This is a genomic window from Halorientalis brevis, from assembly GCF_023077655.1.
The window spans coordinates 337,974-356,127 of sequence record NZ_JALLGV010000008.1; the positions used below are offsets into that span (position 1 = coordinate 337,974).

The 18,154-nt window shown below is 65.7% G+C and carries 15 protein-coding genes and 1 rRNA gene; 7 read left to right on the forward strand and 9 right to left on the reverse strand.

Going from position 1 to position 18,154, the window contains the following annotated elements; genetic code table 11:
* Positions 1–126 precede the first annotated feature (126 nt).
* The 3 genes from MU553_RS19725 to mutS all read left to right on the forward strand — a co-directional run bounded on the left by MU553_RS19725 (position 127) and on the right by mutS (position 4,949).
* Positions 127–1,305, forward strand: coding sequence for an NAD(P)/FAD-dependent oxidoreductase (locus tag MU553_RS19725; protein WP_247380867.1), 1,179 nt, complete (start codon positions 127–129; stop codon positions 1,303–1,305).
* A gap of 10 nt (positions 1,306–1,315) precedes the next feature.
* Entirely contained in the window at positions 1,316–2,155 is an 840-nt protein-coding gene (locus MU553_RS19730) for a DUF1641 domain-containing protein (RefSeq protein WP_247380868.1), read from the forward strand.
* Between the two features lie 79 nt (positions 2,156–2,234).
* The gene (gene mutS, locus MU553_RS19735; RefSeq protein WP_247380869.1) at positions 2,235–4,949 is read left to right on the forward strand and encodes a DNA mismatch repair protein MutS; all 2,715 of its coding nucleotides are present in this window, start codon (positions 2,235–2,237) and stop codon (positions 4,947–4,949) included.
* Positions 4,950–4,958: 9 nt separating this feature from the next.
* Here mutS and MU553_RS19740 read toward each other — a convergent pair whose 3' ends face one another.
* From MU553_RS19740 to MU553_RS19760, 5 genes are all read right to left on the reverse strand, one after another.
* A complete protein-coding gene (locus MU553_RS19740; protein WP_247380873.1) occupies positions 4,959–5,351 on the reverse strand; it encodes a cupin domain-containing protein in 393 nt (130 codons plus the stop codon).
* 70 nt (positions 5,352–5,421) lie between these two features.
* Complete coding sequence (gene nucS, locus MU553_RS19745; RefSeq protein WP_379814383.1) at positions 5,422–6,204, reverse strand: endonuclease NucS; 783 nt, start codon at positions 6,202–6,204, stop codon at positions 5,422–5,424.
* A gap of 66 nt (positions 6,205–6,270) precedes the next feature.
* A complete protein-coding gene (locus MU553_RS19750; RefSeq protein ID WP_247380875.1) occupies positions 6,271–6,825 on the reverse strand; it encodes a DUF6735 family protein in 555 nt (184 codons plus the stop codon).
* 51 nt (positions 6,826–6,876) lie between these two features.
* Positions 6,877–8,058, reverse strand: coding sequence for a tRNA sulfurtransferase (locus MU553_RS19755; protein WP_247380878.1), 1,182 nt, complete (start codon positions 8,056–8,058; stop codon positions 6,877–6,879).
* Positions 8,059–8,139: 81 nt separating this feature from the next.
* Positions 8,140–8,601 carry a histidine kinase gene (locus MU553_RS19760; protein ID WP_247380881.1) on the reverse strand — a complete coding sequence of 154 codons (462 nt, stop codon included), beginning with the start codon at positions 8,599–8,601 and terminating at the stop codon, positions 8,140–8,142.
* Between the two features lie 257 nt (positions 8,602–8,858).
* Here MU553_RS19760 and MU553_RS19765 point away from each other — a divergent pair, with 257 nt between their 5' ends.
* The 3 genes from MU553_RS19765 to MU553_RS19775 all read left to right on the forward strand — a co-directional run bounded on the left by MU553_RS19765 (position 8,859) and on the right by MU553_RS19775 (position 11,602).
* Positions 8,859–9,599, forward strand: a complete 741-nt coding sequence (locus MU553_RS19765; RefSeq protein ID WP_247380884.1) for a bacteriorhodopsin — start codon at positions 8,859–8,861, stop codon at positions 9,597–9,599.
* 164 nt (positions 9,600–9,763) lie between these two features.
* Positions 9,764–10,552: a lycopene cyclase domain-containing protein gene (locus tag MU553_RS19770; protein ID WP_247380887.1), complete on the forward strand. Its 789-nt coding sequence runs from the start codon at positions 9,764–9,766 to the stop codon at positions 10,550–10,552.
* A gap of 3 nt (positions 10,553–10,555) precedes the next feature.
* Entirely contained in the window at positions 10,556–11,602 is a 1,047-nt protein-coding gene (locus MU553_RS19775) for a Brp/Blh family beta-carotene 15,15'-dioxygenase (protein ID WP_247380890.1), read from the forward strand.
* 22 nt (positions 11,603–11,624) lie between these two features.
* On the opposite strand, the gene MU553_RS19780 is transcribed toward MU553_RS19775, so the two are convergent.
* The 4 genes from MU553_RS19780 to MU553_RS19795 form a co-directional block, all read right to left on the reverse strand.
* Positions 11,625–12,704 carry a YihY/virulence factor BrkB family protein gene (locus MU553_RS19780; RefSeq protein ID WP_247380894.1) on the reverse strand — a complete coding sequence of 360 codons (1,080 nt, stop codon included), beginning with the start codon at positions 12,702–12,704 and terminating at the stop codon, positions 11,625–11,627.
* A gap of 485 nt (positions 12,705–13,189) precedes the next feature.
* Complete coding sequence (locus tag MU553_RS19785) at positions 13,190–14,761, reverse strand: succinic semialdehyde dehydrogenase (protein WP_247380897.1); 1,572 nt, start codon at positions 14,759–14,761, stop codon at positions 13,190–13,192.
* Between the two features lie 274 nt (positions 14,762–15,035).
* Positions 15,036–15,626 carry a 50S ribosomal protein L15e gene (locus MU553_RS19790; RefSeq protein ID WP_247380899.1) on the reverse strand — a complete coding sequence of 197 codons (591 nt, stop codon included), beginning with the start codon at positions 15,624–15,626 and terminating at the stop codon, positions 15,036–15,038.
* A 573-nt stretch (positions 15,627–16,199) separates the two neighbouring features.
* Positions 16,200–17,105: a serine/threonine-protein kinase RIO2 gene (locus MU553_RS19795; RefSeq protein ID WP_247380902.1), complete on the reverse strand. Its 906-nt coding sequence runs from the start codon at positions 17,103–17,105 to the stop codon at positions 16,200–16,202.
* 688 nt (positions 17,106–17,793) lie between these two features.
* On the opposite strand from MU553_RS19795, the gene MU553_RS19800 reads away from it, so the two are divergent.
* A 16S ribosomal RNA gene (locus MU553_RS19800) occupies positions 17,794–18,154 on the forward strand; the annotation flags it as partial.

An 18,154-nucleotide genomic window follows, 5' to 3' on the forward strand; every position in this document is an offset into this window, starting at 1 on the left:
CACCGTGGGCCACTCCCCGTTCCGGGAGATCGAGGGCCAGATCCACGAATTATATTGTTCTTTTTGTACAACACACTATATATGTATTAAATAAAGTCTTTTGTATTTGGCGAGCCAATGGCCGCTATGCCAACTGATGACGTTCTCGTTCTCGGTGCGGGGGCCGGTGGCACGATGGCGGCGAACATGCTCGACCGGAAACTCGACCGTGACGCGTCGATCACGGTCGTCGACAAGAGCGCGGAACACCACTACCAACCCGCGTACTATCTGATCCCGTTCGGGTACATGGAGCCCGAAAACCAACATCGACCGGTCGAGGGGTTGTTGCGCGACGGCGTCGAGTTCGTGCAGGCGACCGTCGAGGGCGTCGATCCCGACGCGAAGCAAGTCGAGACCGACGGCGAGACGCTCGAGTACGACTATCTGATCTCTGCCCTCGGCAATCGCCTCGCGCCGGAGTCGGTCCCCGGCATGCTGGAGGCCTGGGAAGAGACCGACGCGGTGTACCCCTTCTACCACTACGACGCGGCGGTCGCCCTGCGCGAGGCCGTCCAGGACTTCGACGGCGGGCAGTTCCTCGTCACCGTCCCCGAGACGCCGATCAAGTGCGGGGGCGCGCCGCTGAAGATGGCGATGCTCGCCGAGGACTACTTCCGCCGCCAGGGCATCCGCGACGACGTCGACGTCGCGGTCGCCAAACCGACCGAGGCGCCCTTCGGCACGCCGCCGTCGCCGAAGGCACACTACAACGGCAAGGTCGAGGAGATCTGGGCCGAGCGAGACATCGAGTTCCTCGCGGAGTTCGAAGTCGAGGAGATCGATTACGAGAACGAGCGCGTCGTCTCGACGGACGGCCGCGAAGTCGAGTACGACCTCTACGCGCCGGTCCCGCCACAGTACGGCCAGCCGGCGCTGACCGACAACTCGCCGCTGACCGACGGCGAGTACGTCACCGTCGACAAACACACGCTCCAGCACGACGACTACGACGACGTCTTCGCCATCGGTGACAACGCGAATCTCCCGACCTCGCGGACGGCCTCGGCCGCTCGCAAGCAGGTCCACGTTCTCGTGAAGAACCTGAAGGCGGTGATGGCAGACCGGCCGCTCCGGGCCGAGTACGACGGCTATACGGCCTGTCCGGTGCTGACGAAGAAAGGCAAGGCGATGATCGCCGAGTTCAACTACGAGGACCCGATCGCGGCCCCCGTCGAGACGCGCTCGAACTGGGTGCTGGACGTCAACGTGATCCCGCCGATGTACTGGAACATGTGGATGCGCGGCTACGACCCGATCCCATGAGGTGGTGACGATGTCGGACACCTCAGACGCCGACGACGGCGTCACGACTGCGGAACTGGACCCGGAGACGCGAGCGCTGCTGCACACCGTCGAAGCCAACGCCGACGAACTCCGGGAGCTGGTGGAGCTGGTCGTCGTCACCAAACAGCTCGGCGAGGAACTCACCCCAGAGATGCGCGAGGCGGCGACCGACGCCCGCGAACCGCTGGCTGACCTCCGTGTCGCGCTCGAACGCGAAGAGACTGTCACCCTGCTCGAAACGGTCGGCCACAACGCCGAGGACCTGGCCGAACTCGTCGAGTTCGCCAGCGCGACGAAGGGGCTCGCCGAAGACATCGCCCCGGAACTGCGCGAGGCAGCGACCGACGCCCGCGAGCCGATGGCCCAGCTCCGGGTGGCGCTCGAACGCGAGGAGACGTTCGTCCTCGTCAGAAAACTCGGCGAGAACGCGGACACGTTCATCGAACTGCTCGATCTGCTGGACGCGAGCCACGGCCTTCTCGAAGAACTCGTGCCCGAACTGCGCGAGGCCGCAACGGACGCCCGCGACCCCATCGCCGACCTCCGATTGATGATCGCTGGCTTCACCGACGTGCAGGAGGACGCCGACTTCGAACCGTACGAACTCGGACAGAGCCTGGGCCGCGCGCTCTCGCTCGGTGCGACCGTCGGCGACCCGCGCGTCGTCGAGACCGTCGACGCCGGCCTCGGCGCGTTCACCGAGGAGGAACCGCCGGACAAACTCGGGCCGCTGGGCGTGCTCCGGGCGCTCTTCGACGACGACGTCCAGGCCGGGCTCGGCCAGCTCGTCGAAGCCATCCGCCGGATGGGCGCGAACTCGCGCAAGTAGCCGCCAAGACCCGCAGACCCCCGGACGGGACGTGCCTGTTCCGGAGGGCCTATGCCGCCGGCGGTGTTGTCCCACGCGTATGGACGCGGCACTCGGCGCACCCGAGAAAATGGCCGACAGGGCGGACGAGCTGACGCCCATGATGCGCCAGTACTTCGAGCTCTGCGACACCTACGACGATTCGCTCGTTCTCTTTCAGGTGGGTGACTTCTACGAGGCCTTCTGCGACGCTGCCGAGCGGGTCTCGCGACTCTGTGAGATCACGCTCACCAAACGCGAGGACTCGACGGGACAGTATCCCATGGCGGGCATCCCGATCGACAACGCCGAGAGCTACATCGAGACGCTGCTCGACGCCGGCTATCGCGTCGCCGTCGCCGACCAGGTCCAGGACCCCGAGGAGACGACGGGCGTCGTCGACCGCGCCGTCACGCGCATCGTCACGCCGGGAACGCTCACCGAGGACGAACTCCTGCGGACCGACGACAACAACTTCGTCGCCTGTCTCGCGGCGGGTGAGGGGGCGTACGGCCTCGCGCTCCTCGACGTCTCGACGGGGGACTTCTACGCCACGAGCGCCGACCGTGAGTCGGCCATCGCCGACGAACTCGGGCGGTTCGGTCCCGCCGAGGCGATCGTCGGCCCCGACGCGCCCACCGACCCCTTCGACGCCGAGTGCATGGTCACGCCGTACGACCAGGCGGTGTTCGAACTCGACGCAGCCCGCGACATGGTCGCGTCGTACTTCGGGTCGCCAGAGAACCTGCTGGCGACCGACGTGGAGATTCGGGCCTGCGGCGCACTCCTCGATTACGCCGAGTACACGCGAGGTGCCGAGGGGGACGAGGACGGCCAGCGGGGGCGGCTTGATTACCTCAACCACCTCACGCGGTACGATCCGCGCGAGTACATGCTGCTCGACGCCGTCGCGCTCGAAAGCCTCGAACTGTTCGAGCGGCGCGCGGTCCACGGGCGGGCCGGCGCGACGCTGATCGACGTGCTCGACGAAACGGCGTGTGCGCTGGGCAGTCGCGAACTCAAAGACTGGCTGCGCCGTCCGCTCGTCGAGCGCGACCGAATCGAGGCGCGCCACGACGCCGTCGCGGAACTGACTGGCGACGTTCGCACGCGCGAGCGGCTGCACGACCTCCTCCGTGACGTGTACGACGTCGAGCGCCTCATCTCGCGCGTCTCTCGGGGCCGCGCCAACGCCCGTGACCTCCGCTCGCTGAAAGCCACCCTCGACGTGGTCCCCGACATCAAGGCGGCCATGGCCGACTGCGAGTGCGACAGGCTCCGGGCGCTCCGCGCGGACCTGGACGACCTCGCCGAGGTCCGGACTCTCGTCGGGCGCGCCATCCGGGACGAACCGCCCATCGAGGTCACGGAGGGCGGCGTCATCAAGGAGGGATACGACGCGGAACTGGACGACCTCCGCGAGACCGAACGGTCCGGGAAAGCCTGGATCGACTCGCTGGAACGACAGGAGCGCGAGCGCACGGGCATCGACTCGCTGAAGGTCGGCCACAACTCCGTCCACGGCTACTACATCGAAGTGACCAACGCCAACCTCGATGCGGTGCCCGACGACTACACGCGGCGCCAGACGCTGAAGAACTCGGAACGGTTCTACACGCCGGAGCTCAAGGCCCGCGAAGACGAGATCATCCAGGCCGAACAGCGCGCCGACGACCTGGAGTATCGCCTCTTCAAAGAGGTTCGCGCGACCGTCGCCGCCGAATCCGAGCGCGTCCAATCACTGGCGGAGACGCTGGCGACCCTCGACGTGCTGGTGTCGCTGGCCGAGGTGGCCGCGAAACACGACTACGCGCAGCCCGAGTTCGTCGACGAGCCGAAGGCGACCCACGTCGAGGGCGGTCGCCATCCGGTCGTCGAGCGGACTCAGGAGTCGTTCGTCCCGAACGACACGCACCTCGGTGCCGACGACTTCTTCGCGGTCATCACCGGCCCGAACATGAGCGGGAAGTCGACGTACATGCGCCAGGTCGCGCTGATCCAACTCATGGCCCAGGCCGGGAGTTTCGTCCCGGCCGCGGCCGCCGAACTTTCCCTGGTCGACCGGGTGTTCACCCGCGTCGGTGCCAGCGACGACATCGCCGGCGGGAAGTCGACGTTCATGGTCGAGATGACGGAACTCGCCGACATCCTCGACAACGCCACCGAGCGCTCGCTCGTCCTGCTCGACGAAGTCGGCCGCGGGACGAGCACGACCGACGGTCTCGCCATCGCTCGCGCCGTCACCGAGTACGTCCACGACGAACTCGGGGCTCGCACGCTGTTTGCGACCCATCACCACGAACTGACCGCCGCCGCTGACTCGCTCGACGGCGTCTTCAACCTCCACTTCGCCGCGGATCAACGGGGAGATGTCTCCGCGACCGAAGCGAGTGGCGGCTCGTCAGCGGGTAGCTCTGGCGGTGACGTCGTCTTCGACCACGAGATTCGCCCTGGCCCGGCAGCGGCGTCCTACGGCGTCGAAGTCGCCAGTGAAGCCGGCGTTCCCGAGGCCGTCGTCGAACGCTCGCGAGAACTCCTGGCCGAGGAGCCGGTCGAGGAGGAAAGTGCACACGAAGGAACTAACCGGACGAACGGGCACGACCCGTCGACCGTGCAGGCGAACGGAGAGGCGCCCGGCGGCGCGGACGGCACTGGGAACTCGGACGAGCCCTACGCCGACCTCGCGGCGACGATTCGCGAGCAGAACCTGGCGACGACCACCCCACTGGAAGCACTCAGTCTGCTACAGCAACTCCAGGAACAGGTCGAGGAGTGACGCCGCCCGCTACGGAGTTTCACTCAGTTGCTGCTCGATGTGGTCGATGACTTCGCCGTGTTCGTGTTGGGGGCTAAAGAGGACGAAGTCCGAGTCCTCGTCGGCTCGAACCGTGTGGCCAGGCGGCCAGTAGAACATGTCCCCGCCCTCGTCGGTTTCCTCAGAGCTGTCCGTGTAGGTGACCGTGAGCTGTCCGTCCAGAACGTAGCCCCAGTGCGGTGACTGGCACATGTCGTCCTCCAGTCCTTCGAGCAGTGGTGTGATGTCGGTACCCCCAGTGAGTGTGAAGTGCTCCGCACCGAGCGTTCCGTAGTCGGTCGCGTCACCGAAGTCCGGTTGCCGGCGCGCCACCGCGTCCGGAGTGTCGATCCGAACCGGGAGGTCGTCTTTCGATTGGTGCATTCGTGGTCCGGTATGGCGCACACGTCTATAACTACTGTTCGTGGATGAAAGGACTGTCCGGGTGGGTTAGTTATTCCGTCGGCTCGTCGGCGACGGCATCGGTCTCTGGCTCCAGCGCGACGAACTCCAGCCCCTTTTCCGCGAGCAACTCCCGCGCCCGATCGGTCACCGAGGGTGCGACGAGGATCCCACGGACTTCCGCGTCGGCGTGGAGGTCGCGCTGGAGCGCGTCGACGTACCGGGTGAGCTGGCCGACCGCGTCCGGACCGACCCGACGGCGCTTCAACTCCACGACGACCCGCCGCCCGCGCTCGTCTTCGCCGAAGATGTCGACGGCGCCCGCACTCGTCTCGCGTTCCGTCGCCAACGGGGAAAATCCCGGTTCGAGCAGCGCGGGCTCGTCGAGGATGCGGTCCCGTAGATCGGATTCGGTTCCCACGAGCGCAAGTTCACGCTCGTCGGTGAGGTTGTAGGCCGTCACCTGGAACAGTTCCTCGAAGGTGACGAGGAGTTCCTCTTCGGGGGTCGAGCGGACGCTGTGAAGCTCGAACTGGCCGTCGCGGAGTCGCGCGTCCTGCGTGCAGCCCGGCGGTTGCCAGTTGACCGGCTGGTGTCCCTCGTCGGTGTGGACGAGCGTCGTCCCGTCGGGTTTGCAGACGACGAGCCGGTCGCCGGGGCCCAGGTGGCTCGACGCTCGCCCGTCGTACTCGACGGTACAGTGGCCGAAGATCGTCACGAGGTCGCCGCGGTCGATGGCGGCTGCAACCTGTTCCTGCGCCTGGGCTGGCGTCGGGCTCGCGACGTGGGCCACAGGCTGGCCGGTCTCTGCAGGCGTCCCCTGGTTCGCAGTCACTGCTCGAAACTACCGGCCTTCGGGCGAATAAGCCCGTCGGGACCGGCCCAGTTGCGGACCGGTCGCTCACTCGACTGCAGTGCTCGCCGTCGGACCCAGACGGACGGTGCGCCCCTCCCGTCCCCAGGACTGGACCGTACTGGCCAGCGCCGCTCGGGCCGTCGCGCTGTCGATTCGATCCCGGGCGACCAGCGTACAGACCGTCTCTTTCGCGTCCCTGATCTGTTCTCGAAGGGCCGCCCCGTCGGAACGAGGGGCCTCGGGATCGACGGCGACGAGACCGCCGTCTCCGGGTCGGTTCTCGTCGACGCCCGGGACGCCGAACCAGCAGACGAGCCACGGTTCCACCGCGAACGCCTCGGTCACGAGATAGAACGCCTCGTACTGCTGGAAATCGAGGGACTCGAGGACCTCGCCGAACGAGCAGTCCGTCGCGAGCGGTGTTGGATCGACGGTCGCGGTTGTCACGTTCTCCGGAGTGGTTGGCTGTCCGTAGGGCTGTGTGGGCGTGATCGCGGTCGCGAGTTGCCACCGGTGTGCGCCCCAGTGTGAGTAGTGCAGGTCGTAGCGGTCGCTGTCGCGTTCGTAGGCGACGAGTGCTCTGTGTCCCACGTCGGTCACGCGACTGGGTGGTCCGGTCTTCGGGCAAAAATCTCGGGGCGAAGCGCGGAATTACGTCGTGTCGACGAGCTCGAGGTCGTCGACGGCTTCGCGTGCGCGGTCGCGGAGGTCGTCGGGTTCGGCCTCGGTGAGCCGGTCCCGGTGGGCGTTGGTTTCGGCCTGTCCGGGGGCAAAGCGGTTACAGCCCGCCGGAATCGTCGAGTCGTGGAACGTGCCGATCTCCTTCGCGCGCTCGGTGATGACGTTCTTGTCCGTCGTGAGCAGCGGTCGGTAGACCGGCAGGTCCGTGACGGGGCTGGTGACGCTCAGGTTCTGGGCGGTCTGGCTGGACTTCTGGCCGATGGACTCGCCGGTGACGATCCCGCGAGCGTCCTCCTCGAGGGCGACCGCTTCGGCGACGAGCAGACAGAACCGACGGAACGCGAGCATCCGCCCCTGTTCGAGTTCGTCGGCAAGCAGCGAGACGGTGTCGCCGCCGGGCACGACGCGGAGCGGCATCTCGAAGTTGGGTGCGTACCCCTGGAGGGTGCGGACGGTCTCGACGGCCCGCGCCCGGTGGTCCTGGCCGCCGTACTCGCCGAGGTCGACGTACACCGGGACGACCGGACAGCCCTTCCGCATGATCTCGTAGGTCGCCACGGGCGAGTCGATGCCGCCGCTCACCAGGGCGACGACCGGGCGCTGGCTGCCAAGGGGTAACCCGCCAGGTCCCGACACCTTCTCGAAGAAGAGGAACGCTTCGTCCTCCCGGACCTCGACGTTGAAGCAGACGTCAGGGTCTTCCAGGTCGACCGCCGGCTCGAACTCGTGCTCGACGGCGTCCCAGACGGCCTGGCCGCCGTCCTCGCCGAGTTCCTCGCTCGTGAACGGGTAGTCCGTCCCCGACCGACGGGCGTTGACGGCGAAACTCCCGCCGTCGTAGCAGGCGTCGGCGGTCTCGGCGAGGGCATTGAGGATGGCGTCTTTCTCGGGTGGCACGGACCGCGCGGGGCTGGTCGAGACGACGCCGAACGCGTCGGCAGCGGCCTCGGCCGCGTCCCGGACTGCCTCGGACGTCGTCCGGACGAGCGGTCGCGTCGAGTGGCGCTCGACGTCGCCGGGAATCCCGCGATCGGTCAGGAGCGCGTCGATGTTCTCGACGAGCTGGTGTTCCATGTCGCGGCGGACGCGACTGCTCTTCGTGCTCATATCACCGTAGCGAACGACGACCGTTGCTGCCCCCGGCGGCTCCATGGTCGGTACCAGACGATTCGAGAGTAAAGCCCCTTTGTTGCCGAGTCGTCTCCACGTCGGTTAGAAAAAATGGACGAGTGGTTAGCGAACGACCACGTACACCGCGCCGAGGGCCCCGCCGTAGACGACGTGCCACAGGAGGCTCGGCACGGCGAAGTTCGGGAACGGCGGTGCCATGGGAAAGCCCACGCTTGCGAGCCACACCGGCATCACGAGCGCTGCCATCGTCGCCCAGACGAGAACGCCCCAGACGATTCCCGCCCCGAGCAACCGGCCGACCGTGCGGTCCCCCACTGCACCTGACTGGACGACGGCCGCGAACGCGACCCCCAGGACCGCACCGTGTGCGAGGTGGATCGTGACGCCAGCGATCCCACCGCTGACCCCGTAGAGGGCCGGAATGGCTGCGGTGAGGACTGGCGGATTCATGAGTACCATCAGGACGGCCATGACGCCCGCCCCGACGAGACCACCGACGACGCCCGCCTGCCAGGCCGCGAGATGGACTCCCCGTTCGTACACCGCGTCTGTCTGTATCGACATTGCGACTGAACCGTCCACAGGAACCGGGGTATCCCTAGTTGCGTAATGCAAACTCGGCACACGACCACCCACGATTCATGTACTCGCGAGCGACGTCGGCCACCCTGCTCGCCGTTAATATATAATTAATAATATTAGTTTAGAAACGCCCGTGTTTTCAGGGTAGGGAAAGAGAAACCTACGAGACCACTCAGCGCGGATACTAATATTTTTGTCCAATGACATTTATCATCGTCGTCTCCTAAGCTCATTGTATCATGGCACAACCAGGTACGGAATCGATATGGCTGTGGATCGGCACGGCACTGATGGCGCTCGGGGCGCTGGCGTTCATCGGGATGGGCTGGCGCGAAGAGGACCCCGAGCGACAGGCGTTCTACATCGTGACGATCTTCATTCCGGTCATCGCCGCGTTGTCGTACTTCTCGATGGCGATGGGCTTTGGCCTGATCGAACTCCAGGTCCCGTGGCAGGAGGCAGCCCTCGACATCTACTGGGCCCGGTACGCGGACTGGCTGTTTACGACGCCGCTCCTGTTGCTCGATCTGGCGCTGCTGGCGGGCGCGAATCGCAACACGATCGGGACGCTCGTGGGTCTCGACGTGGGGATGATCGTCACCGGGTTCATCGCCACGATCATCACCGTGAGCCAGACGTTCCGGATCGTCTGGTGGGGGATCAGTTCGGGCTTTTTCCTCGCTCTGCTGTACATCCTGGTGAGTCGGCTGTCTGCCCAGGCGGCGACCCAACCCGGTGACGTCGGGGACCTGTTCAGCACGCTCCGGAACCTGACGATCCTGCTGTGGACGGCCTACCCCATCGTCTGGCTCATCGGCACCGAAGGGCTCGCACTCGTCCCGCTGTACTGGGAGACGGCCGCGTTCATGGTGCTCGACGTGAGTGCCAAGGTCGGATTCGGCTTCCTGTTGCTGCGGAGTCGGAGCACGCTGGAACAGGCCACCGTCGAAGCCCCGGAGGCCGCCGCGCCTGCCGGCTGAACGCCGCCGCCCCGCTTGGTCTGGCCTCTCGCCAACAGCTCTCCGAACGAATCACTCTGACACAACAGCCAAAACGACATGACGGTCCCCGCCCAACACCAGGACGTGTCGAGACGAATAGGGGAACTGCGGCGGACCGTCGGGTATCGACCGGGTGATCGGTGATGACTGGATTCCCCTCGGTCGGACCGGTACTCACGCTCAGCTATCTGCAGTTCCATCTGGTGTTCGTCCTCCCGCCGCTCGTCGGGCTGGCGCTGACGACTCAGTTCCCGCCGGACGGTCGCCGGTACGCCGCGCCCGCTGGCGTCGCCCTGCTCGTCGTGATCGCCGTCGTCTACACGACCCCCTGGGACAACCACCTCATCGCGACGGGGGTCTGGTCCTACGGCGAGGGGGCCGTCCGCGCGCGACTCTGGCACGCCCCGCTCGAGGAGTACCTGTTTTTCGTCCTCCAGCCGCTGATCACGAGTCTCTGGCTCTGTCGTCTTCCAACTCGGGCCGACCGGCCGTTCGGCATCTCTCTCGGCGATCGTGCACTGGGCGTCCTCGGTGGCGGCCTCGTCGCCGGTGTGGGCCTGCTGCTGCTTTCCGAGTCGACCTACTACCTCGGGGCGCTGTTGTTGTGGGCCGGTCCCGTCCTGGCGCTCCAGTGGGGTTTCGGCTGGCCCGTGCTCTGGGAACTGCGCCGGACGCTCGCAGTCGGCGTGCTCGTTCCCAGCGCCTATCTCTGGGTCGCCGACCGCATCGCCATCGAACTCGGCATCTGGACGTTCGACGAACAGTACCTGACCGGCGTCGGGGTGCTCGGTCTCCCCATCGAAGAACTGCTCTTTTTCCTGTCGACGAACCTCTTCGTCGTCCAGGGCCTGCTGTTGTTCTGGTGGGTGACCGACCGCTGGCCGCAAGTCAAGACGCTGTACGCCGACGTCCGCGAGTCTGCAGGGGTGTGACCCGTGTCCGAGTCCGTTCCGGGCGTCGACCTCACTGCCGGCGCTCGCGACGCCATCGCCAGCGGCGTCCTCTGGCCGGGGTGGCTCGTGACGGTTGCTCTCGTCGTCCCGTTTCTGCTCGGGGCGTCAGTTCCCCTCTGGGTCCAGGCCGTCCCGCTGGCGGTGAGCGCCCTCGTTCTGGGACTGCCCCACGGCGCCGTCGATCACCTGGCGCTCCCCCGCGTGCGAGGCCGGCGTCCGACCTGGCGCGCGATGGGCGCAGTGGGATTGCTCTACCTCGTCTGCGGACTGGCCTACGGGGTCGTCTGGTACGTCGCCCCCGTGGTCGCGTTTGCCGGGTTCATCCTGCTGACCTGGTTCCACTGGGGCCAGGGTGACCTCTACGCTCTGCTCGCGTTCGCCCGGGTCGAGGCGCTGGAGAGCAGACTGCAGCGCGCGCTCGCGGTCGTCGTTCGCGGCGGGCTCCCGATGCTCGTGCCCCTGCTCGCCTTCCCCGACTGGTACCGGCGCGTCGCGCTGGCGCTGACGTCCCTGTTCGAGGCGGACTCGCTCGCGGGGCTGACGTGGCTGTTCCGCGTCGAGACGCGGCTGGCACTCGGGGCCGCGTACGGCCTGCTCATCGCGGGATACCTCGCGCTGGGATACGTCCGGACTGGCTCGGACCGGACCCCCTGGCTGATCGACGCGGGCGAGACGCTACTGCTCGCCGTCTACTTCGCCGTGGTCCCTCCCCTGCTGGCCATCGGCGTCTACTTCTGCGTGTGGCACTCGCTGCGACACATCGTCCGGCTCGTCTTGTTGCCACGGCGGACGCGCGATGCGGTCCGGACTGGCCGGCTCTGGTCGGCACTCGGCCGGTTTGCCGTCGAGGCGACGCCGCTAACGCTCGCGGCGCTCGCACTGCTCGGTGGCCTCTGGCTGTTCGTCCCGCGCCGTCCCGGCGACGTGCTGGGGTTGCTCGCGGTGTATCTGGTGCTCATCGCGATGTTGACGCTGCCCCACGTGGCCGTGGTCACCTGGATGGACCGCGAACAGGCCGTCTGGGGGTAGCCTGACCCCGTTCGCGACTCCCCTAGTCGTCGGTCGAATTCGACCGACCGGCCGACGTCTCGTCGGTCGTCCAGCGGAACGAGACGGCCCACTTCTTTTTGTCACCGTCCCGCTTCTTCTGCTCGATCAGCGTGACCGGGGTCTCCGGGTCGAGGTGTCGGTCGCCGATCTGGGGCTCGGCGAACGGCTTCGTTCCCGCGTCGTAACTGGTGAGTTCCGCCCGGAGTTCCGTGAGGTACTCGGCGAACTCCTCGCGGTCGAGCGTCTCCTCGCGGTCAGTCTCGTGGCCGGTCGCGCCCTGGCCGACGCCGCCGGCTTTCCCCGAGGAGTACCCGCCGATGACCGCGTTGATGACGGCTCCCAGCAGGAGTACCAGCCCGGAGAAGTACAGCCAGGTGATGACGACGATGACGCCCCCGAAAAAGTCGCCGGACCCGCCACTGGAGAACGTGAGGTACACCTGGAACACTGCCTGGAGCGCCGCCCAGCCGACCGCGGCGAAGATCGCCCCCGGCAGGACGTGTTCCCAGTCGAGGTCCGTGTCCGGGAACCGGTAGTAGATCGGGAGGAACGCGACGACCAACCCGGCGATGAGGACGACCGGAGTGAGATACTGGACGAACGGAATCGTCCCCGCCAGCACGGCGAACACGGCCGTCGCCCCGATCGTCGCCACGATTGCGACGAGCAGCGCTACCAGCACGATCAGTCCGTCGACCAGCTGGTCGACGAAGGTGTTCTTCCCCTCGGTCTCGTAGATCTCCGAGAACGCGGTGTCCAGCCCGCGGAATATCTTCAGCGTCCCCCAGAGTAACACGACGATCCCGACCGCCGACGCGCCCGCGACGCCCGACTCACCCTGAAACACCTGCGTGACGACGTTGGCGATCGGCGTCGGGAGTCCCGACTGTGCCAGCGCGACGAGTCGCCCTTCGAGGTCTCCCCCGAGCACGGACGTCACGAACAGCACGAGCAACAGCAGCGGGGCCAGCGAGACGAAGGCGTTGTAGGCGAGTCCCGCGGCCATGAACGTCACGTTCTTCGCGGAGAAGTCGGCGGCGATCTGTTTCCCCGTTCGGGTGTACGTGGCAAGGCCGACCATGTTACGGTTCCGCTGGGGACACTGAAAACTCGCACGCCCACCTTTTTCATCGTCGAGTTCACTCACGAGCGCCGCGCTTTCGTGAACTCGAAAAACGTGGGCGAAAAAGACCGGACACGGCTCGCTCTGCTCGCCGTCTGCTTGCTGTTTGGAATTCTCCACCCTGCTGGCACTGGCGATACTGTCACCACTCACATGACCGTGCGCTCACGAGGTGTCACTGCCAGTGCGGTCCTACTGCGCTAGCCGTTCCCACTCCTCCTTCGGCGGCAGTTCCTCACCGCACCGTCGGCAGTAGCGCATCGGCGCTCGCGACTCCTGACCCTCTCGATTCACCGTAACCTTCCGCCCGCAGTTCTCACATGCGATCTTCATGGGTTCCCTCCAGGGTCCGCGGCAACGCACCGACACCCGTGGACGAATACCACCAGTACGACGCCCAGTATGATAAAGCATCGCACGGCCGGCTTGCAGCACCGACTGGCTCAGGAGATCCGCTTGAGTACGCGCATGAGCCCGGTCATGAGCCGTGCGTACCATTCGTGCGGGAGTGGTTCCGGTGGGGCGACCGGGCCGGTGCGCTGTTCGGCGATGGTCTGGGCTTCGGTGTACTTGAGTAGTCCCTCGCTGCCGTGGCGGCGGCCGACGCCGGACTGTTTTCGTCCGCCCATCGGCGCGTCGACGGAGCCGTAACTGGCACCGTAGGCGTCGTTGATGCCGACCGTTCCGGCTTCGATCTGCTGGGCGACCTCCCGACCCAGGATGCTGTCCTGGGTGAAAACGCTCGCGTTGAGTCCGTATTCGGTGTCGTTCGCCTTCTCGATGGCCTCCTCGACCGAGCCGACCTCGTAGATCGACACCACGGGGCCGAACGTCTCCTCCCGATAGAGCTCGGCCGACTCCGGCACGTCAGTCAGGATCGTCGGCTCGAACACGTACGGGCCGACGTCGGGCCGCGCCTCGCCGCCGGCGAGCACCGTTGCACCCGCGTCCACGGCATCTTCGACGTGCGCCTCGACTTTCTCCAGGTGCGCTTCGGAGGTGAGCGATCCCACGTCGGTCTTCCAGTCGTAGCCGACGCCCAGGTGGAGGGTCTCGGTTTCGGCGACGAACCGCTCGGTGAACGCGTCCGCTACCGTCTCGTGGACGTAGATGCGTTCGGCCGACAGACAGAGCTGGCCGGCGTTCGTGAACGAACCGTCGATCGCTCCCTGGACCGCCACGTCGACGTCCGCGTCGTCCAGAATCAGCATCGGGTTCTTCCCGCCGAGTTCCAGCGAGCAGTCGATGAGGTTGCGGCCCGCCTGCGCCGCGACCGTCCGACCGGTCTCTGTGCTTCCCGTGAACGTGAGGTAGTCGACGCGGTCGATCAACGGTTCGCCGAGTTCGCTCCCCCGTCCCGTGACGACCTGGCAGAGGTCCGCGGGGAGGCCGGCCTCTTCGAGCAGTTCGAGCGCTTTGAGCGCGGTGACGGAGGTCTCCGCCGCTGTCTTGAACACGACACCGTTGCCCGCGATGAGCGCGGGAATGGCGTCGGAGATGCTGAGGGCGAGGGGATAGTTCCACGGACTGATGATGCCGACGACGCCCACCGGGTGGTGGCGTACCTCGGTCCGCGTCGCCAGCGGAATGGCTCCCTCACGGCGGGTGGGTGTGAGCAGGCCCGGCCCGCGCTCGACGTAGTAGCGGGCCGTCGACGCCACGTCCAGCACCTCCTCGAAGGCGTCGAGTCTGGCTTTCCCCGTCTCGGTCTGGATGACGTCGAGTAGTTCGTCCTGGCGGTCGAGAACGAGGTCGTGGAACTCGTCGACGACGGCCGCGCGCTCCTCGGGCGAGCGCTCGGCCCACTGCTCGCCGGCGGCCCGGGCGCGCTCGACGGCCTCGTCGACGTCGGCCTCGGTGCCGGCCGGAATGGTCCCCACCTGTTCCCCCGTGAACGGCGCGACGACCGGAATCGACTCGCGGCTGTCGTCTGCAAGCGTGACGCGCTCGCGCAGCCGCTCGAACTCGGTGTCGAACTCGGCGGCTTCGCGGCGGCTTTCCATGGCGTTCGCCATGCTTGCCAGTTCCACAGGCCTGCATCTATGGCTGTCGGTGCCACGGGTGTTTGCCGATGTTGGGGGTTGTATTTCGAGCATCCGTGCGCCGCGGGCGCACGGTTCACTTCACGCGAGCAAAGCGAGCGTGAAGGTCGTTTTAGTCCAGGTTTTACAAGGTTCACGAGACGCGGTGCGTCTCGTGAGCAAACCAGAAATCGAAGATTTCTGGTGTGAGCGGTTCCCGCAGGTCGCCGGAGGCGACCGAGGAAACCCGACGCAGTAAAAAGTGGTCTTACTTGCCGCGGCCTTTGCCGCTGTGGACGCTCGGGCGGGTGTGCTCGGTGCCCTTGCCCTTCTCGTCGAGACCACGGTTGGACTGGCCGGCGCTGGTCAGGCCACGGTAGGCTCGACCGCGTTGGGAGTCGTCACAGATCCAGTTGAGATCGTCGTCGTTCTGGATGGCCGGGTGCTCGGGGTCCAGCAGGATCACCTCGAACCACTTCTGGCGGCCGTCCTCGCCGACCCAGTAGGAGTTGAGCACGCGCAGGTTGCGGTACTTCCGGGTGGCGCGCTCTTCGGCGACGCGCTGGAGGTTCTTCCGGCGGGTGATGCGCGTCACGCCCTGGCGCTTCGAGCGGCGACCGGCCGTGAAGCGCTGCTTGCGTGCGCCACCCTTGCGGATGCTCGCGCGGACGACGACGACGCCCTGTTTTGCCTTGTAGCCCAGCGAACGGGCCTTGTCCAGGCGGGTCGGGCGCTCGACGCGCTCGAGGGCGCCCTGGTCGCGCCAGTCCTGCTGTCGCTGCCACTGGAGTTCGGCGAGTTTGCCGTCGTCCGGGTCGTTCCATGCCTCTCGGATATGGGAGTAGAAGCTTCGTGCCATGGTTCGTCACCACGGGCGTTGCGTGGTTCAATTCCCCGGGGGGAATCACATCCCGACCTGTGGGCCGCGCGGAGGTCCGCACGGCACGGCAGGTGCCCGCTGGTGCCCGTCGACCAGCGAGTTACCGATTCTTTCCCCCTTCATCGGTTAAGCGCTTCGAACTTCCACGACCGCGTGGACGCTTCGTGCATACTCGCGTCCGAGTCCTATTCCTCAGTCCCCGCCGTTCCGCCGTCGACTTCGTCTCCCTGTTCGCCGTTTCGGACACTTCGAGACGACCTGCGTGCCAAATTTGGTATCGCGACATGCCATTTATGAGTCTCCCTGTCGCACCGTTTCTCATTCGTCGCGGTATCGTCTGGCGCCGGTGAAACAGGTTGCAGAGCGCTTGAGCGTCTGCTCGGTCAGGTCACGGAGAACAGTCCGTTGCCCCCGACGGATGCCGTCTCTCTAGCGACGACTGGCACGTTGGGGAACTCGTCATTGATGGCCACGCGACTGTCGAGCCTGCTCTGTCGGGGACCCAGTTTTGATGGGTCTACTCGAACTGCGGGAGACGTTGGGGCTCCCCGCTCACACGTGGGTCTGGGCGGTCTCGAAGGAACCGTCGAGAATCGCGTCCGCGACGGCGTCCGCGTCAATGTCGGCAGTGAGTTGCGGGTATTTGCGTCTGAAGTAACTGACTAGGTTCTCGACGTCTCGGGCCAGGAACTCGGACGCGTTCTCGTGGTCGGTCGGCACGGCCTGGGGCCAGTCGAAGATGGTGATTCCCTCGGTGTTGACGAAGACGTTGTACTCGCTCATGTCCGCGTGCACGTAGCCCTCGTCGTACGCCGTCTGGAGTTCGTCGAGAATCAGATCGAGAACCGGCACGACCTGCTCGTCTTCGAGTTTCGTCCGGGAGAGTTCTGCACCGTTTATCTTCTCCATGACGATGGCGTGGCGGTTCTGGTCGATCGGACGCGGGACGCTGACGTCGGGGTACAGCGCCTCCAGGGCGTCGTACTCGCGCTCGGCGGCCTTCCGGGCAGTGTACTGCCAGGAGACGTGGTCCTTGTCGGACGTGTACTCCCGCTCTTTCATGACTTCCCGGAAGTTGGTGTACCCCTCGCGGTGGAACTTCAGTGCCAGCGGTTTGTAGGACTTCACCTCGAAGACGTCGCTCTCCTTGCCGACCCCCAGCGGTGCGCCGAACGCTTCGATGGTGTCGCGTTCGATGAGCGCGTGCAGGGCCAGCGCGTCGTACCCCTCGAAGGTGAGTTTGTAGCCCGTGTACTGGATGGTCTTGCGCTCGATCAGCCCGCGGTCCTCACAGCGGTCCAGTCGGTAGTCGACGTTCTCCGGTGTGAGCCGCGAGAAATCGGGGATCTTCTGCGTTGCGACCCACTCCGAGAACCGCATCCCCTGCTCGATCCCCGAGAGCAGATAGAAATCCTCGGGCTCGAGCTCAGCCATCAGCGGCGCGACGTTCTGGACCATTAGCGGCCCGTAGACGGTCGTTGCGTAAAAGCCCGACGCGTCCGGGTCGTGCCGCCAATGTACTGCATACCGCTATACAGAATCGCGCCCTCTCCGTGCTCGATCGTCTGGATAGTGGTCGGCCTTCTGCCTCAGACGAGCAACAGTCGGACTGTACGTGCGTTTTGAGGGCTACTGACGACGAAATTATTTGTTGTTTACGCACGTGCGCGAATGTGACCACAGTGGGTTCCTCGCTTCTGCTACAGCTGGCTTCGTCTCTGTTGCGCCCCAGCGAAGTTCTCAGCGGCTTCACTATTTTCCGGGGGAGATCGGCGTACAGTCCCGAACATATCCATCAATATCTTCTGTGGACTGCTGACCTGTGTTGTGGTTTTGGTTGCCACACAGCCGTCTCTATCGACGGGTATTTATGTATCACCCCCATCGGAGGTAATGTACGCGGCAGATGGCGGCCAGCGGCCTCAGGCCGCTACGCCATCGACACTCTAGGCGAGGTCTCCTCGCTGATGATGATACGTGATAGGGGCACTGCTTCGCAGCGCCTCGAAAGATGAGGATTTCACCCCTGCGGCTTTGCCGTACAGATGGGATCTGATGTGAGCCCTGACAGTTCGGTGATGTATTATCACCGAATGACGGACAGAGACATAGCGTGTCTCCGCCAGCCCCCCATGATTGGGGAACCATTCCGGTTGATCCTGCCGGAGGCCATTGCTATCGGAGTCCGACTTAGCCATGCTAGTTGCACGAGTTCAGACTCGTGGCGGATAGCTCAGTAACACGTGGCCAAACTACCCTACAGACCGGCATAACCTCGGGAAACTGAGGCTAATTCCGGATAGTGCTTCTACGGTGGAACACCGAGGAGCGTGAAATACTACGGTGCTGTAGGATGTGGCTGCGGCCGATTAGGTAGACGGTGGGGTAATGGCCCACCGTGCCGATAATCGGTACGGGTCGTGAGAGCGAGAACCCGGAGACGGTATCTGAGACAAGATACCGGGCCCTACGGGGCGCAGCAGGCGCGAAACCTTTACACTGCACGA

Bases quoted from the DNA above. Each gene is read 5' to 3' on its own strand.
- MU553_RS19725 (WP_247380867.1), top strand. From the start codon at position 127: ATGCCAACTGATGACGTTCTCGTTCTCGGTGCGGGGGCCGGTGGCACG.
- MU553_RS19730 (WP_247380868.1), top strand. From the start codon at position 1,316: ATGTCGGACACCTCAGACGCCGACGACGGCGTCACGACTGCGGAACTG.
- mutS (WP_247380869.1), top strand. From the start codon at position 2,235: ATGGACGCGGCACTCGGCGCACCCGAGAAAATGGCCGACAGGGCGGAC.
- MU553_RS19740 (WP_247380873.1), bottom strand. From the start codon at position 5,351: ATGCACCAATCGAAAGACGACCTCCCGGTTCGGATCGACACTCCGGAC.
- MU553_RS19755 (WP_247380878.1), bottom strand. From the start codon at position 8,058: ATGGAGCCGCCGGGGGCAGCAACGGTCGTCGTTCGCTACGGTGATATG.
- MU553_RS19760 (WP_247380881.1), bottom strand. From the start codon at position 8,601: ATGTCGATACAGACAGACGCGGTGTACGAACGGGGAGTCCATCTCGCG.
- MU553_RS19765 (WP_247380884.1), top strand. From the start codon at position 8,859: ATGGCACAACCAGGTACGGAATCGATATGGCTGTGGATCGGCACGGCA.
- MU553_RS19770 (WP_247380887.1), top strand. From the start codon at position 9,764: ATGACTGGATTCCCCTCGGTCGGACCGGTACTCACGCTCAGCTATCTG.
- MU553_RS19780 (WP_247380894.1), bottom strand. From the start codon at position 12,704: ATGGTCGGCCTTGCCACGTACACCCGAACGGGGAAACAGATCGCCGCC.
- MU553_RS19785 (WP_247380897.1), bottom strand. From the start codon at position 14,761: ATGGCGAACGCCATGGAAAGCCGCCGCGAAGCCGCCGAGTTCGACACC.
- MU553_RS19790 (WP_247380899.1), bottom strand. From the start codon at position 15,626: ATGGCACGAAGCTTCTACTCCCATATCCGAGAGGCATGGAACGACCCG.
- MU553_RS19795 (WP_247380902.1), bottom strand. From the start codon at position 17,105: ATGGTCCAGAACGTCGCGCCGCTGATGGCTGAGCTCGAGCCCGAGGAT.